This window comes from Ruegeria sp. CDSC054, from assembly GCF_059610645.1.
Map to the genome: position 1 here is coordinate 187,416 of NZ_JBXWOA010000004.1, position 13,276 is coordinate 200,691.

The window sequence follows — 13,276 nt, forward strand, 5'->3', positions numbered from 1 at the left end:
TCCGATCGAGTATCTCCCCAGCCTTGTTGACCGTGGATTGCTTGGCGAACTTCGCATATTCCCAGTCAAGTCAGTTTTGGTGAAACTGGCGGAAAGATGCATGAGTGGGAATTCAGAAAGGCCGACAGTTCGGTCTACCCGACGATCCAGGAAAACCGGCTTGTTTAGGCACAGATTTTTGAAAGCCAAAGTATCGTGATTTCAGCTGAACACGGTATGAAATCAAACACCCCTGAGTGGCTGATCACCTCTGCGCTTGCAACCGCACATGAACGCTGGCGTGATCCCTATTCACAAACCCAAAGGTCCCCCTTTCGCCAACCCCTTGCATTGACTATGTGTAGCTGAACGCCAGCGGAGCGTCGCCGGCCCTTGATGTCTGCCTTGAACAATCGGGAGCGCGCCAATGTTCTTTCTCCGTCCGGCACTTGCTGCATTTTGCGCATGCACATTACCTGCAACCGCAATGGCACAGACCGAAGCAACTGTTTCGGGCGGCCTGCAAATCGAGCTGAATTCGGTTCAGGATGTCGAAAACGCATGTCGACTGACGTTTGTGGCGGAAAACCAAACCGGGACAGCCATTGACGAAGCCAGCTTTGAGACGGTGATCTTTGATGCTTCCGGCAGCGTAGTCAGCCTGACGCTCTTCAATTTCCGTGACCTACCGGAAGATCGCCTGCGTGTGCGCCAATTCGTCTTGCGCGACAGAGACTGCAGTTCGATTGGAAAAGCCCTGATCAACGGCACAAACACCTGCAAGGTGGCCGGGGAGGAGAGTTCGATATGTGAAGACAGTCTGAAACTGCAAAGCCGAATAGATGTGGAGTTGATTGGATGAGCCCCTTTGATGCGCTGCGCGAAATCCTTGATCTGGGCGGGCCTGTTGTTGCGATCCTGATCGCGATGTCGGTGGTGACCGTTGCGGTCACGCTTTATAAGCTTTGGCAGTTTGCCGCATCCGGCGTCGGGCGTCACCGAGTGTTGTCCGAGGCGCTGGCGGCTTGGGATGCAGGCGATCCGCAAACCGCCCACGCCCGCCTGGACAGAAGCCGCAGTTATCTTGCCCCCCTGGTACGGGCCGCGATGCAGGCCTCAGATACGCCGGGTTTGGACCAAAGGCTGGATGCCGAGGCCGGTCTGGCGCTTGCGGGGCTTGAGCGCGGCTTCCGACTGATGGACACCGTGGCGCAACTTGCGCCGCTGCTGGGTCTGTTTGGCACCGTCCTAGGGATGATTGAGGCGTTTCGCAGCCTGCAATCCGCCGGGTCGTCGGTCGATCCATCATTGCTTGCCGGTGGTATCTGGGTCGCCCTGCTGACAACGGCTGTGGGGCTTGCCGTGGCGATGCCGACCTCGATGCTGTTGTCCTGGTTCGAAAGCCGCACCGCGCGCGAACGGGTCTTTGCAGACAAGGCGCTGCGGACAATTCTGGTGCCGGGGCAGGCCGTTCCGCAGGCCGACGATACCCGGGCTGTGGCGACCGCCCCCGGACATGCGTAACACCGCACCCTTCGTACGGCGCCCCATGTCGATGACTCCGCTCATCGACGTGATTTTCCTGCTGTTGCTGTTCTTCATGCTGTCCTCGACCTTTTCCAAATATGGCGAGATCGAACTGAGCAACGCAGTGGGCGGCAGTGCGACCTCGGACACGCCGACCGAGCGGTTGTTCCTGCAGTTGGGGGCAGAACGACTGGTGCTGAACGGGCAAACGGTCTCTCTTAGTGATCTGGAAACGCAACTGGAGGCCGGGCAGGTTCTGGTCAGTTTGGACCCGGATACAACGGCGCAGCGCGTCATCGACGTCCTGGTCCGGCTGCGCGGGCGTGACGGATTAAGCGTTCTGGTGCTGGAATGATCAAGTACAGGCGCCCCAAACGCAGACGCGACTCAACTATTGCGCTGATCAACGTCGTCTTCCTGATGCTGATCTTTTTCCTGCTCACCGGCACGCTGGCTCCGCCGCTTGATCCGGATCTTGAGCTGGTGAACACTGCAGACCTAGAAGGGCGCGAGCCTCCTGATGCGCTGATCCTGCACGCCGACGGCTCGCTGAGCTATCGTGGAATTCCAACCGACCCTGAAATGCATATGCGTGACCAAGGGGCCGATGGCGTGCGCATCGTCCCCGACCGAAATGCACCGGGCCCGCGTCTGATCGAGGTGACCGGCGCGTTACGCCGTCTAGGCGCGTCATCCGTCTTTGTTGTGACCGAGAAGGCGCTGGAATGATCCGCCGGTCGGTTTTGATTGCGGCGGCGGCCATTCTGGTGTCGCTGTTCCTGCACCTGATGGGGCTCAGCGTGACCGGGCAGCGGCTTGCAGAAGACGCGCCAGGCGGCCAAGCGCCTGAATCAATCGAACTAAGCACGACATTCGAGGATCTTGCCGAGGTTGCCGCCGAGCCGGTTGAACCCGAACCGGCCGAGGCACCAGAGCCTCCGGTTGAAACACCGCCTGAGGAACCGGAAATCCCGGTCAGTGAGGCGCTTGTCGCGTCGGAAAACCCGCAGGAGGTTTACGCGCCCGATATCGGCGAAGCAGAAGTGGTTCAGCCGACTGCCACGGAACCGGTTGAGCCTGATGTGGCAGAGACCGAAAACACATCCGAAGGCGATGCCGCCGCCAGCGAAAATTTCAATGAAACACCGCCGGTCGAGGCGGAAACAGCAACCGAGGTGCCCGAAGGAATTCCCGAGGCAGAGGTCGTCGAGCCAGAGGTCGCGACCGAAGTCCAGCCCGTATCACCCCAACCGCAAGAGCTGGCGGCGCTGCCGGTCACCCCGTCGCCCGAGGCCGCGATTCCCGTTGTCCCGTTGGAGTCTGAGGCGATTGAGCCGGATGACCCGGTTGAACCGACCGACCAGGATGCGACGGAGGACGTGACAGAACTGGCCGTGACGTCTTCGATCCGGCCGCAGCGCCCCGACCGGCAACCAGCGCCCGAAAGGCGGGGCACACTGAACGGCGCGCGCGACTTCAGCGAGTTGCAGTTCCCGTCAGAGGTGGTTGAATCGCCCCTTTACGCCTACAGGCGCGAAGGTCTGGATGCCTTCACGACTGGCAGCAGTGGCAGCCGCTCGGGCGGGCGTGGCCCCGGCAATTCGGACACCACCAATTATGCGGGTGAAGTCTTGGTCCACCTGAACCGCGCGCCGCCGGTATTTGTTGCTGCCCGGGGATTTGCCAAGGTGTTTTTCGAAATCAATCCCGATGGCACGCTGGCCTGGGTCGATGTCATCGACAGTTCAGGGTCGTCCGATGTTGACCGGGCCGCAAGGGCGCAAGTGCAGGCGGCCTCGCCCTTTCCGCTGCCGCCAGGTGGGGTCAGCCGCAAGTTGTCCTTCTTCTACACCAGCAATTGATTGGCGGGTTTAAGCGCTCCATCCGTCCAAACCAGGGCCAGTTTTGGGCGGGATTTCGCCCGAATCCACCATTTCCGGACATGCCGGTTAACAACTCCGGAAGTCTCATTTGCAAACCTGAACGATTTTTGCCATTTAAAGAGGTATCGCCGCATTTCTGTGATCAAATCTTTGTAATAAAATACGACTGAATACGAAAACACACGTAAATGCTCGGGAAATTGGACTGTCGGCATTTTCTGCATTTGCAAAGATGCAACAAGTGCCCAGTGTGCGCCACGAGAAATGCTGCGAAATCGTTGCGTGTGCTCGGAAATTGTTCGAATAGGCCAACAGTCGCTTTGGCGGCTACACTCCTCTCAAATCTTATGGGTTTACCATGAAAAATCTCCTCATTGCATCGACCGCGTTGATCGCAACCGCAAGCGTTGCTGCCGCGGATGTTAAATTCAGCGGCTACGGCCGTTTTGGTATTGGATATCAGGAAGACCGTACCGGTACTGTTGACAACTTCACCGTTGATCCGGCAACCGGCGCAGTTACCAGCGCCGGCACCGCGACCGTCGACACCGACAACACCATCCTGGTCTCGCGCTTCCGTCTGAACATCGACGGCACCGCAGAAACCGATGGCGGCGTTGAGTTCCAGGCACGTGTTCGTCTGCAGGCTGATGACGATTCCGGCAACGGCGAACAGAACAGCGCGGGCCTGAACGGCGCACGCTTCTCTGTCATCTACGGTGGTCTGCGTGTTGACGCCGGCAACGTTGCGGGTTCTTTCGACAACCTGGCAAACTACTTCGGTAACGAACCGGGCCTGGAAGAGTTCCTAGGTCAGTATTCGGGCGTTGACTACAGCTTCCTGGAGTACACCTCGACCGGTTCGGGCGCGAATGCCGTGTTCTTCCAGTACGCAATTGGCGATTTCGCATTTGGCGCGTCATATGACCAGGCAACTGTTGCTCTGGACGGTGTTCCGCAAGACGCAGACCGTTGGGACATCAGCGCAACCTACACATTCAACAACATCACTGCCGCTCTGGCTTATGGTCAGACCAAGGCGAACGTGAACAGCAGCAGCGAAAAGCAGTCGCTGACCGTTCTGACCCTGGGCGCAGAATTCGGTGACTTCTCGGGTACACTGTTCGTAGCTGACGATGACGTTGTTGATGACGCCGAGAACGGCACCGCATACGGTCTGTCGCTGGCATACGACCTCGGCGCTGCAACCACCCTGCAGTTTGCTTACGGTGACGGTTCCGCTGACAACGATACCCGCAATATCGGAATTGGCGCCATCTACGACCTGGGCGGCGGTGCATCGCTGCGTGGTGGTATCGGCGAAATCAAAACGGGTGACGAGGACGGGCGCATCCGCGCTGACTTCGGTGCGCAGTTCAACTTCTAAGTTGAGCTAAACCACAAAGTTTAAGGGCAGGTCTTCGGACCTGCCCTTTTCTTTAGATGCTAGCTTATTTCTTCTCAAAGAACAGAATGACCTCGCCCAGCCGGACGCCATAACGCGAGACATAGGCTCGGTTCAGCAGACGGTCATCGTCCAGCAGCCACATCCAGTCGTCAAAGTTGACCCGCATGGTGCCTTCTTTGATCGGTAGGTCGATCTTGTATGTCCAGTTGAACGTATCGCCGCGTTCGACACCGCTGGCGGTTCCAAGAACGCCGGGGGCCGTGCCGGTCCAGGTGTCCTCGCCCGCCTTGGTTAGCGTCCAGACACGCTGTTCGGTGGCGCCGTCATCATAGACGAAATCCTCAACCAGGGTCAGGGTTTCACCATCCCACGTTCCGTCGATATCCACCGTAAATCGGCGCGGTACGTTGCCCAGAACATCCTGAAACTGACCATAAGCGACGGTTTTCCCTTCAAAAAACTCTTCAAGGTTCAGCAGCCGGTCTGACAGAAAGGTCTTGGGAATACGCGGTTTGGCAGAACAGGCGGTTAGAACCGCAAGACCGATGACTGCCAGACCAGCGACAATAACCCGGCGCGAGATCATTGCAGCGGCCTTTGCTCTGCGTCCGCATCATAGCCGTTTGAGCCGGGGACATGAGCGGATTTGACCTCGGGCGCGGGACGCATCGTGGCAATCAATTCAGCGACCTTAATGCCGAACTTGCGCATCTCGGACCGGTTCATGATTATACCGTTTTCGGTCAGGTACATCCAGTCGGTGACGTCCAAAGTGTGCCCACCGGCATCCTCGGGAAGAATAATGCGGTAGGTAAGTTTGACAGTTGATCCTGAAATTGTTCCATGACCTTCGCCGACGATGTCATCCGCCGTGGCGGTGAACGTATTGCCGGTGCCCAGCGTCAGATACCACTTGCGTGTCATCTGTTTGCCGTTGGAATAGGTGAAATGCTCGGCCAACGTGCCGGTGTTTCCATCCCATTTCCCAACCATACGGGCGACAAAACTGTTCGACATCTTGCCGTTCGGCCCATAGATCAGCCCTTCGGACAGGATCTCTCCGCTCAGTACCTCTTTCATTTTGAATGCAGGCCCAGTGCCGGCGTAGTCGGCCGGTGTTTGCGACCGGAAGCTCAGGAACCGGTTCTTGGCGATAAACAAAGCGAGAGCGGCGAACAGTAAAACAACAAGCGTTTTCATTTGGCTGAGACCTCCGTGGGCAACGTCAGGACCATGCCAAACGCACCAAATTTCAGGATGCAGGGTAGTACCGCATAAGCCAGATTGAGTGTGTCCAGGGCTTGGGCGGTATTCGATTGACCAGGTGTAAAACCGCTGCGTTCCAGCAGGGGCAATGTAAAGAAGGCGGCCAGCGCAAGGCCCAGTTTGCCAGCAAAGGACCAGATACCGAACGCAGCTGACGCATTCAGGCCAGCGCGGGTCAAAACGACCGAGAACATGGCAGGCAGGACCACCATGTCAGCCCCGAGCGCCGCGCCAGAGGCAAGACAAATCAGGGCAAAGCCCAGAAGTTCGCCTGACGGCAACATCGCGGCACCTATGAAGCTGGCAATAGACAGCGGCATTGCAATAATTAGGGTCTGTTTTGGGCCAATGCGATTACTGAGCTTGGCCCAAAGCGGCACACTGGCCCCGGCGCTGAGGAAGAACAGGATCAGCAAGGGACCCGCCTTGCCCGGAAGTTGCAACCGGTCCTCGACGAAAAACAGAAACAGGGTCGAGGTGATGGCGACCGGCAGGCTGTTGACCAGAGCCAGCGCCAGAAGGCGCAGCGCCCCGGCCTGACCCAATCCGGTGAAAGACAGGCCCGCACCCGTAATCGGTGTCCGCCGCCACATCGGAAAGGTCACCGCGATGGTGACGATCGACAGGACGCCCAGGAACAGGCCAAAGGCTGGATATCCCTGCGCACCGGCCCCGAAAGCCACAAACAGCGCGGGCGCGCTGGCGGCGATGACAACCCCGGCCAGTTGTCCACCTTCACGGAAGGCTGCCAGTGTCATCAACTCTTTCGTGTCCGGTGCTTTAGCCAGTGTCGCGCTGCGCCCATAAAGCAGAATGGTTCCAAGGCTATAGGCCGAGAACAGCAGGATTAGGATCAGGATCAGCGATGTCACGCTTGCGCCTTCTGGAAGAGCAAAGAGCAGCGGGAAGCCCATGGCCAGCCCAATTGCGGCCACAGCGGCGAATGCCAGCTGGCCACCCGGCCAGCGGTCAATCGCCCAGCCAATCAGCGGGTCCTGCACCAGATCCACCAGTCGGATCACCAGCAGAACGGTGCCGATGACGCCAAGGCTGATCCCAAGGTTGACGGCTGCAAAGCGCGGCAGGTGGATATAGAGGGGGATACCCGCTGCCGCGAGCATCAGCGCATAGAGGCTGACCCGTGGATACAGCATCATTGCCCCTTCAACTGGCGCGTAAAGCTTGCCGATCTAGTGCTGTCGCCAAGAAAGATCGACATGAATGTATTTTTGATGCCCTGCCCAGTCAGGTTGCAGGTTTTGCGCCCGTTGAGCCAGAAACCAACCTTGTTCGGCCCATCCGAAACAGCCAGATAAACATCACCTTTGCTGACGGCCTCAAAGCACTGTCCCAGATTGGCCTGTGTAAGCCCGCTGTTGCCCTGCCGTGTCATTTCATCAAGCGTGGATTCGATCAAAGCCTTCTGCTTGATGTTCCTGCGGTAGGTCAGCTGCAAACCGAAATCCTCACTCCAGCTGAACGGGGCGCCACCGGGCGTAAACAGCTTGGCGTCATAAATCGGCAGGCCCAGATACCGGAACGTTGCCGAGCCGCGCAATTCGGCACTCGGCAAAGCATTCGATACGGTTGACGCTGCCAGCCCGCTTGGGGCCAGCAAAGTCAATGAAAGAAGAATTGCGCGCCAGAATGGACTATTCTGCCGCGACAGGGATGACCTGGTCTTTATCCAGAACGCCATTGTCAGCTCCGATGGTTTGCGGGGTGCCATTCAATCGCTCGACAACATGCATCGCGCTGGCAATCCCGTCCTCGTGAAAACCGTGCCGGTTGTATGCGCCGGCAAACCACGTTTTGTTCTGTCCCTGCATCTCGCGAATTTGGCCTTGTGCCTTCAGGGCTGCCTGATCGAATACCGGGTGGGCAAACTCGACCTCGTCATAGATTTTGTCCGCGGGAATATCTGCCGAGACATTGAGCGTCACAAACATCGGATCGCTGTCCGGAATGTTCTGCAACCTGTTCATCCAATAGGTGACGCCGACATTTCCGGCTTGCGACCGATAGGTCCAGCTGGACCAGCAGGCCCGCCTTTTGGGCATCTGGCCCGGGTCGCAATGCAAAACGGCCTTGTTAGGTTGGTATTTGATTGCACCGAGGGCGGCTTTTTCCTCGGGTGTGGCGCTGTCGCCTAGAATGGCCAGTGACTGGTCGGAATGGGTGGCGAGGATGATCTCATCATACAGATCGGCCTGACCTTCGCTATGTACAGTTACGCCCAACTCATTCCGCTGAACGTTCTGAACCGGAGCAGCAACGCGGATTTCACAACCGCGGGCGCGCAGAGAGGCCTCGATGCGGCGGACATATTCGATGCTGCCGCCTTTGACCGTCCACCACTGGTGTTGTTTGGTTCGATCACCGGCCAGCAAAGCATGGTTTTGAAAGAACTGTACCAGCGACCGCGCGGGAAAACGGTCAATGAATTCAACGGGGGTGGACCAGATCGCCCCGCACATGGGCATCAGATAGTTGTGGCGGAACCAGTGGCCCAGTCTCAGTTGATCAATCAGTTCCCCAATTGTGGTGTCATCGTCCTTGGCTGCCCCTGGCGCCTCTTTGCCAAAGCGCAGGATGTCAGAGATCATCTTGTAATAGGCCGGCCGCATCAGGTTACGCTTTTGCGCGGTCAGAGTGCGCAGATTGTTCAGCCCGTATTCGAGGCGACCATTGTCGATCGTCGCGCCAAAGCTCATCTCACTTTGAATGACGGGGACGTTCAGTTCGTCGAACAATTTTGTCAGGTTCGGGTAGGTGGCATAGTTGAACACGATAAACCCGGTGTCGACCGGCTGATCACCGTTCTTGCCCGCCATCACCGTCCGGGCATGACCGCCCAGCCGGGGCTGGGCCTCATAGATCGTTACGTCGTTGTCTTCGGATAAATAGTAAGCGGCGGATAGACCCGAAATGCCTGCACCTACAATTGCGATTTTCTTGCGTGAGCCCCGTGGTTCGTCGAACATGTGATCCCCTTAGTGAGACATTTAAAAAGGATTACGTACTAGTTGCGGGTACGGATCAATCACGTTGGACTTTTTTTGAACGTGCGTTACTTCGTAAAGTCTGCCCGATTTTTGGTGCAGTCACGTGATCCAGCTTTGGTACCTGATCGTAGAATCCCTAACATGTCTTAAAAACACGAAACCAATGTCCGGATCATGTGTTCCCGACAGTGCGGATAGCCCAAGCATGAACAGTTTTGACGGAAAAACTATTTGGATTGTTGGCGCCAGCGAGGGCCTGGGCCGATCCTTGGCTCAGGCGCTAAGCCGTCAGGGGGCACATCTGGTCCTGTCGGCGCGCAATGCGGCACGACTGGCCGAGATCTGCGAAACCCTTCCGAATGCGCGGGCGGTGCCGTTCGACGTGACCGACCTGAAGGCTGTGCGCAGCGCCGTGGCAGAGGTCGGGGGTGTGGATGGTCTGGTTTACAATGCCGGGGCCTATGAGCCGATGAAATCAGCCGATTGGGACACCGATGCTGTTCTGTCGATGACAGACGTGAATTATCTTGGCGCGCTGCGCGTTTTGGGCGAGACGGTGCCCGGGTTTGTGCGCGCGGGTCGGGGTGACATCACGCTGATCGGGTCTTTGTCTGGTTATCGCGGGCTTCCGGCTGCGGTTGGGTATGCGGCGAGCAAGGCGGCGCTGGTCTCTCTGGCTGAAACGATGCGATTTGATCTGGCCGGCACGGGGGTAACCGTGCGGATCGTCAATCCAGGCTTCATTAAGACCCGGCTGACCGAAAAGAACGCTTTCAAGATGCCGATGCTGATGACACCCGAGGACGCGGCGGACCGGGTGGTCAGGGCGATGTCACGTCGCCGGTTCCGCACCGATTTCCCGGCACCGTTCTCTTGGGTTATCCGTTTGCTGGATTACCTGCCGGATTGGCTGATTTACCGCGGAAAATAGACTCTGATCTGGCGTTCTACCCAAACTGCCCGTGACAGAACCAGCCTGCCGACATCGTGCCGCCATGGCCGTAAAACAGCCACAGCCGCTCACCCTGTTCGGTGACAACCACCCAGTAGTCCCGCACGCCGCTGCGCCAGTTGGGATCGTCCAGCCACCATTCGGGTGCGATCCGTTCCGGACCGGTGGCCTGTGCCAACTGCCAGTCGCGCCCGCGCCACCGAAAGGCGGCTGGAACATCCGGGGCTTCAGCGGCCATCACCGGCTCGGGCTGCCACATCTGCAACGGACGCGGGCGCGACGGGGCAGGCCAGTCACGGGCGGGTTCCGACCACGCCGCCGCCAACGTCTGCGCGGTTTTTTCGGGGATATGTGAGGCTGCCGGGTGCCGCCGGGTGATCACGTCCAGCCCGACACGTGCGCCTAGCTTGCCGATCAGGTCATCCACGGCTGTGTTGCCCTCCAGCCGATTGCGGGCCACGCGGCGCGCCTCGGCGTGACCGGCCACTGTGCGGGTGTGGATGGGCTCGGTCTGGATCGCCTCAAGCCGCAGCATGTCGATGCCATAGCCTGCGTCGATCTTATCAATTTTCATCTCTAACAAAGGACGAATGCGGTGTTTGTCGTAAGTGGGCCGAGCCAAACCAACCTCGATGATCTCAGCCGCCTGATCGGCGCGATGTGCCTCAAGCCGCAGGGTGCGGACGCCACGCGCCTTCTCTTCCAGCTTCGCGCACAGCGTGGGCAAGACTCGGTCGATGGCGGCCATCACGTCCTCGATCAGGCCGATCGGATTGGGCAGGGTCATCCGCACCGCAAAGTGATGGGGCGGACGTGCGGGCGAGACCGGCTCGGGGGCGCTGCCCATCGCCTGATCCAATCGCAGAACTAACCCTCGCCCAAATCGCCGCGCCAAACTTGCGCGCGGCTGGCCCAGTAGATCGCCGATCCGGCGCAGACCCAGTCGGTTTAGTTGTGCGACTACCTGATCCTCAAGGCGCAGCGCCGCAATCGGCAGGGGGCTGAGCGCGCCATAAGATTGCCCTGGTGCTGCGATCCGCGCGCCACCGCCCAGAGCCATCACTTGCGGCGCGGCCCCGCCCTTGGTCCAGTGCCGCCGTTTCCCTGCACGCGCGCGGGTTGCACGGGCCTCTTGGCTGATGGCGTCACCGTTGCGATCTGATGTGGCCTCTTGCCCTGCATACCGCGCCAGCGCCCAGGCCGCGCCCAGCGTGTCGGCGATGCCCATCTGCACGCTTAGCCCCATATCTGCACAGTCGGTTTCAATGACGCTCAGTAGTGCCTCTTCCCCGCCGAACAGATGCGTGCAGCCTGACAGATCGACGACCAGCCCGTCCGGGGCCTCTTCGGCCACCCAGGGGCTGAACTTGCCGGCCCAACGGCGCAGCGCGGTTAGAAACGCGGCCTCACCCGGGGCGTTGCGGTGTCGCGTGATCAGGGCTGCACACATGGCGTGGGCATCACGCACGGGTTGACCCACACGCAGACCGGCGGCCTGCGCTTCCACGTTCAGCGAGGTAATCACCTGCATGTTTGACTGTTCCGCAACCACGGCCAGAGGGCCAGCATGCAGCCCCCGCGCAGCACGGATCAGCCGTTCAGCCCCCAGACGGGGGAACCACAATGAGAGTATTCGGCGTTTCGGCATCGGCAGACATCAAAATGTTCTCACTTTGTTCTTATCGCAGAATCGCCTATTGAGTCGAGAGCGACCCAGCCGAAAAAGGCGGTGATCAAGTTGCAATTTTCCCTATGGCGTGATTCAAATTTGCCAGCCAATGGGCGCAGTTCACCCCCGTTCAGGAACTTAAAAAAGAGATGATTTTCTATCGTGCGGCATTTCTTTCCGTTTCATTGCTTGTGATCTGGGGAGCGGTATGTACCGCGAAGGCCGCGGCAGAAAGTGCCACGCCGACGAGAGGGCCTATCGGAAATCCGCTTGAGCGTTTTCAGGAATGTGAAGATTGCCCCGAAATGATCGTCATGCCTCCTGGTTCATTCATGATGGGGGCCATCCCCGGCGAATCCCGTAACCGGTTCACGTTTTATGGCGAGGACGGCTATATCGGTGTGCGCGGACCGGATGAGGTCAACATTATACCCCATGAGCATCCTCGCCATCGGGTCGAGATGGATATTCCCTATGCGATTGGTCGAAACGAAATCACGCACGCGGAGTGGATGGCCTGTGTTGACGATGGTGGTTGCTCTCACGTGCAAGAGCACAGCGCGCTTACGCTGTCCGGTCATAAGAAACTGGGTCCGAGTCATCCGGTGATTAATGTGTCGTATCTGGATGCGCTGGAATACACGGCGTGGTTGAACTCGCTGGTTGGCGAGGAGGTTTATCGTTAACCAACCGAGGCACAATGGGAATACGCCGCCCGCGCCGGGACGGAAACTAGGTTCGCGCAAGGGGACGAACTGACTGCTGATCAGGCGAACTTTTCGAGAAGGACGACAGAGCATCTGCGCGGGCGCGAAGTAACACTACCTGCGCTCAAGAACCGACGAATTCTGGTTCCGGTTGAAGACCTTGACGCCGCCAATGCGTGGGGTGTTCGCCATATGTCGGGCAATGTTGATGAGATTACCCTGTCTTGGTGGACGGAAGAGCATTTAGGCTTGCCAACAAGTAGTGCCTACCTGTCGCTCTCAAAACAGCAAAGTTCTTGCGAGCGCGTGGTCGCCAAAGGCGGGGCGTTCAATACCGCCATGGATGGGTTGCGTCCAGCGTCTCGTATACGCCCGACTTTGGATCGCAGGAGACCTTACCTAGGTATTCGGGTTGTTCGCATCTTCGAAGCGGAGAAGTAAAGAACTCCGTTCAGAGCTGATGAGGCACTGCCAAAATGTGTACTACCCGCAGGTCAGGCGCTGAATGATCCCCGAACCGGTCACATAAACGTTCAGCCGGTCGATGCGGTAATCCTGTGTGGCGATGTCATCGGGGCCCAGAACGCGCGAGCGTTCGGGCAGCTGGCCCTGAATGGTCGACACCGGTTGGCCAATGGAATCGGCAAAAGCTTCGCCCTGGCAAAAGGCCAGATCAACCGAGGCGGCGTCCGTCGACGCAGGTGTTGCAACAGGCGCGGTCGTCTCGGCGCAGGCTGCCAGCAGGACCAGAGCGGGAATAAATCGGTGCATTGGCGTTTCTCCTTCTGACAATGTCGTTACTGCAATATCAAACAATTAGCCAACCTGTCACCAAAGCGCAGTTGAAAATGCCCTGCAATTGACGCAGGGTCGGGGCAAA

Annotated in this window: 14 protein-coding genes and 1 pseudogene; 8 read left to right on the forward strand and 7 right to left on the reverse strand. The window is 58.5% G+C overall.

Features of this window, described 5'->3' with window-relative positions; all coding sequences use genetic code 11:
• Positions 1 to 406: 406 nt before the first annotated feature.
• The 6 genes from AC2FGC_RS10740 (at position 407) to AC2FGC_RS10765 (ending at position 4,776) form a co-directional block, all read left to right on the forward strand.
• Positions 407 to 841: a hypothetical protein gene (locus tag AC2FGC_RS10740; protein WP_496782305.1), complete on the forward strand. Its 435-nt coding sequence runs from the start codon at positions 407 to 409 to the stop codon at positions 839 to 841.
• Positions 838 to 1,503: a MotA/TolQ/ExbB proton channel family protein gene (locus AC2FGC_RS10745; RefSeq protein ID WP_496726471.1), complete on the forward strand. Its 666-nt coding sequence runs from the start codon at positions 838 to 840 to the stop codon at positions 1,501 to 1,503. Before AC2FGC_RS10740 ends, AC2FGC_RS10745 begins: the two co-directional genes overlap by 4 nt.
• On the forward strand, positions 1,496 to 1,861 hold the full coding sequence (locus AC2FGC_RS10750; RefSeq protein ID WP_496726470.1) for an ExbD/TolR family protein: 366 nt from the start codon (positions 1,496 to 1,498) through the stop codon (positions 1,859 to 1,861). Before AC2FGC_RS10745 ends, AC2FGC_RS10750 begins: the two co-directional genes overlap by 8 nt.
• The gene (locus AC2FGC_RS10755; protein ID WP_496726469.1) at positions 1,858 to 2,235 is read left to right on the forward strand and encodes an ExbD/TolR family protein; all 378 of its coding nucleotides are present in this window, start codon (positions 1,858 to 1,860) and stop codon (positions 2,233 to 2,235) included. The genes AC2FGC_RS10750 and AC2FGC_RS10755 overlap by 4 nt, the downstream gene beginning before the upstream one ends.
• Entirely contained in the window at positions 2,232 to 3,368 is a 1,137-nt protein-coding gene (locus AC2FGC_RS10760) for an energy transducer TonB family protein (protein ID WP_496726468.1), read from the forward strand. Before AC2FGC_RS10755 ends, AC2FGC_RS10760 begins: the two co-directional genes overlap by 4 nt.
• 379 nt (positions 3,369 to 3,747) lie before the next feature.
• Entirely contained in the window at positions 3,748 to 4,776 is a 1,029-nt protein-coding gene (locus tag AC2FGC_RS10765; RefSeq protein WP_496726467.1) for a porin, read from the forward strand.
• Between the two features lie 64 nt (positions 4,777 to 4,840).
• Here the strand turns inward: AC2FGC_RS10765 and AC2FGC_RS10770 are convergent, their stop codons facing one another.
• The 5 genes from AC2FGC_RS10770 to AC2FGC_RS10790 are packed head-to-tail and all read right to left on the reverse strand — an operon-like array spanning position 4,841 to position 9,047.
• Entirely contained in the window at positions 4,841 to 5,383 is a 543-nt protein-coding gene (locus AC2FGC_RS10770; protein ID WP_496726466.1) for a DUF3833 family protein, read from the reverse strand.
• Positions 5,380 to 5,997: a DUF3833 domain-containing protein gene (locus AC2FGC_RS10775; RefSeq protein WP_496782307.1), complete on the reverse strand. Its 618-nt coding sequence runs from the start codon at positions 5,995 to 5,997 to the stop codon at positions 5,380 to 5,382. Before AC2FGC_RS10775 ends, AC2FGC_RS10770 begins: the two co-directional genes overlap by 4 nt.
• Complete coding sequence (locus AC2FGC_RS10780) at positions 5,994 to 7,217, reverse strand: MFS transporter (RefSeq protein WP_496726464.1); 1,224 nt, start codon at positions 7,215 to 7,217, stop codon at positions 5,994 to 5,996. The genes AC2FGC_RS10775 and AC2FGC_RS10780 overlap by 4 nt, the downstream gene beginning before the upstream one ends.
• Positions 7,217 to 7,762, reverse strand: a complete 546-nt coding sequence (locus tag AC2FGC_RS10785; protein WP_496726463.1) for a hypothetical protein — start codon at positions 7,760 to 7,762, stop codon at positions 7,217 to 7,219. Before AC2FGC_RS10785 ends, AC2FGC_RS10780 begins: the two co-directional genes overlap by 1 nt.
• A complete protein-coding gene (locus AC2FGC_RS10790) occupies positions 7,716 to 9,047 on the reverse strand; it encodes an NAD(P)/FAD-dependent oxidoreductase (RefSeq protein ID WP_496782308.1) in 1,332 nt (443 codons plus the stop codon). Before AC2FGC_RS10790 ends, AC2FGC_RS10785 begins: the two co-directional genes overlap by 47 nt.
• Before the next feature lie 226 nt (positions 9,048 to 9,273).
• Between AC2FGC_RS10790 and AC2FGC_RS10795 the strand changes: the two genes are divergently transcribed.
• Positions 9,274 to 9,999 (forward strand): SDR family NAD(P)-dependent oxidoreductase, encoded by a 726-nt coding sequence (locus tag AC2FGC_RS10795; protein WP_496726485.1) that lies wholly within the window; start codon positions 9,274 to 9,276, stop codon positions 9,997 to 9,999.
• A 16-nt stretch (positions 10,000 to 10,015) separates the two neighbouring features.
• Here the strand turns inward: AC2FGC_RS10795 and AC2FGC_RS10800 are convergent, their stop codons facing one another.
• Positions 10,016 to 11,668 (reverse strand): DUF6504 family protein, encoded by a 1,653-nt coding sequence (locus tag AC2FGC_RS10800; protein WP_496726461.1) that lies wholly within the window; start codon positions 11,666 to 11,668, stop codon positions 10,016 to 10,018.
• 170 nt (positions 11,669 to 11,838) lie between these two features.
• Here AC2FGC_RS10800 and AC2FGC_RS10805 point away from each other — a divergent pair.
• Positions 11,839 to 12,837 (forward strand): annotated as a pseudogene (locus AC2FGC_RS10805) (formylglycine-generating enzyme family protein).
• Positions 12,838 to 12,879: 42 nt separating this feature from the next.
• On the opposite strand, the gene AC2FGC_RS10810 reads toward AC2FGC_RS10805, so the two are convergent.
• Positions 12,880 to 13,167 carry an I78 family peptidase inhibitor gene (locus AC2FGC_RS10810; protein ID WP_496726460.1) on the reverse strand — a complete coding sequence of 96 codons (288 nt, stop codon included), beginning with the start codon at positions 13,165 to 13,167 and terminating at the stop codon, positions 12,880 to 12,882.
• Positions 13,168 to 13,276 lie beyond the last annotated feature (109 nt).

Bases quoted from the DNA above. Each gene is read 5' to 3' on its own strand.
- AC2FGC_RS10740 (WP_496782305.1), top strand. From the start codon at position 407: ATGTTCTTTCTCCGTCCGGCACTTGCTGCATTTTGCGCATGCACATTA.
- AC2FGC_RS10745 (WP_496726471.1), top strand. From the start codon at position 838: ATGAGCCCCTTTGATGCGCTGCGCGAAATCCTTGATCTGGGCGGGCCT.
- AC2FGC_RS10750 (WP_496726470.1), top strand. From the start codon at position 1,496: ATGCGTAACACCGCACCCTTCGTACGGCGCCCCATGTCGATGACTCCG.
- AC2FGC_RS10755 (WP_496726469.1), top strand. From the start codon at position 1,858: ATGATCAAGTACAGGCGCCCCAAACGCAGACGCGACTCAACTATTGCG.
- AC2FGC_RS10760 (WP_496726468.1), top strand. From the start codon at position 2,232: ATGATCCGCCGGTCGGTTTTGATTGCGGCGGCGGCCATTCTGGTGTCG.
- AC2FGC_RS10765 (WP_496726467.1), top strand. From the start codon at position 3,748: ATGAAAAATCTCCTCATTGCATCGACCGCGTTGATCGCAACCGCAAGC.
- AC2FGC_RS10770 (WP_496726466.1), bottom strand. From the start codon at position 5,383: ATGATCTCGCGCCGGGTTATTGTCGCTGGTCTGGCAGTCATCGGTCTT.
- AC2FGC_RS10775 (WP_496782307.1), bottom strand. From the start codon at position 5,997: ATGAAAACGCTTGTTGTTTTACTGTTCGCCGCTCTCGCTTTGTTTATC.
- AC2FGC_RS10780 (WP_496726464.1), bottom strand. From the start codon at position 7,217: ATGCTGTATCCACGGGTCAGCCTCTATGCGCTGATGCTCGCGGCAGCG.
- AC2FGC_RS10785 (WP_496726463.1), bottom strand. From the start codon at position 7,762: ATGGCGTTCTGGATAAAGACCAGGTCATCCCTGTCGCGGCAGAATAGT.
- AC2FGC_RS10790 (WP_496782308.1), bottom strand. From the start codon at position 9,047: ATGTTCGACGAACCACGGGGCTCACGCAAGAAAATCGCAATTGTAGGT.
- AC2FGC_RS10795 (WP_496726485.1), top strand. From the start codon at position 9,274: ATGAACAGTTTTGACGGAAAAACTATTTGGATTGTTGGCGCCAGCGAG.
- AC2FGC_RS10800 (WP_496726461.1), bottom strand. From the start codon at position 11,668: ATGCCGAAACGCCGAATACTCTCATTGTGGTTCCCCCGTCTGGGGGCT.
- AC2FGC_RS10810 (WP_496726460.1), bottom strand. From the start codon at position 13,167: ATGCACCGATTTATTCCCGCTCTGGTCCTGCTGGCAGCCTGCGCCGAG.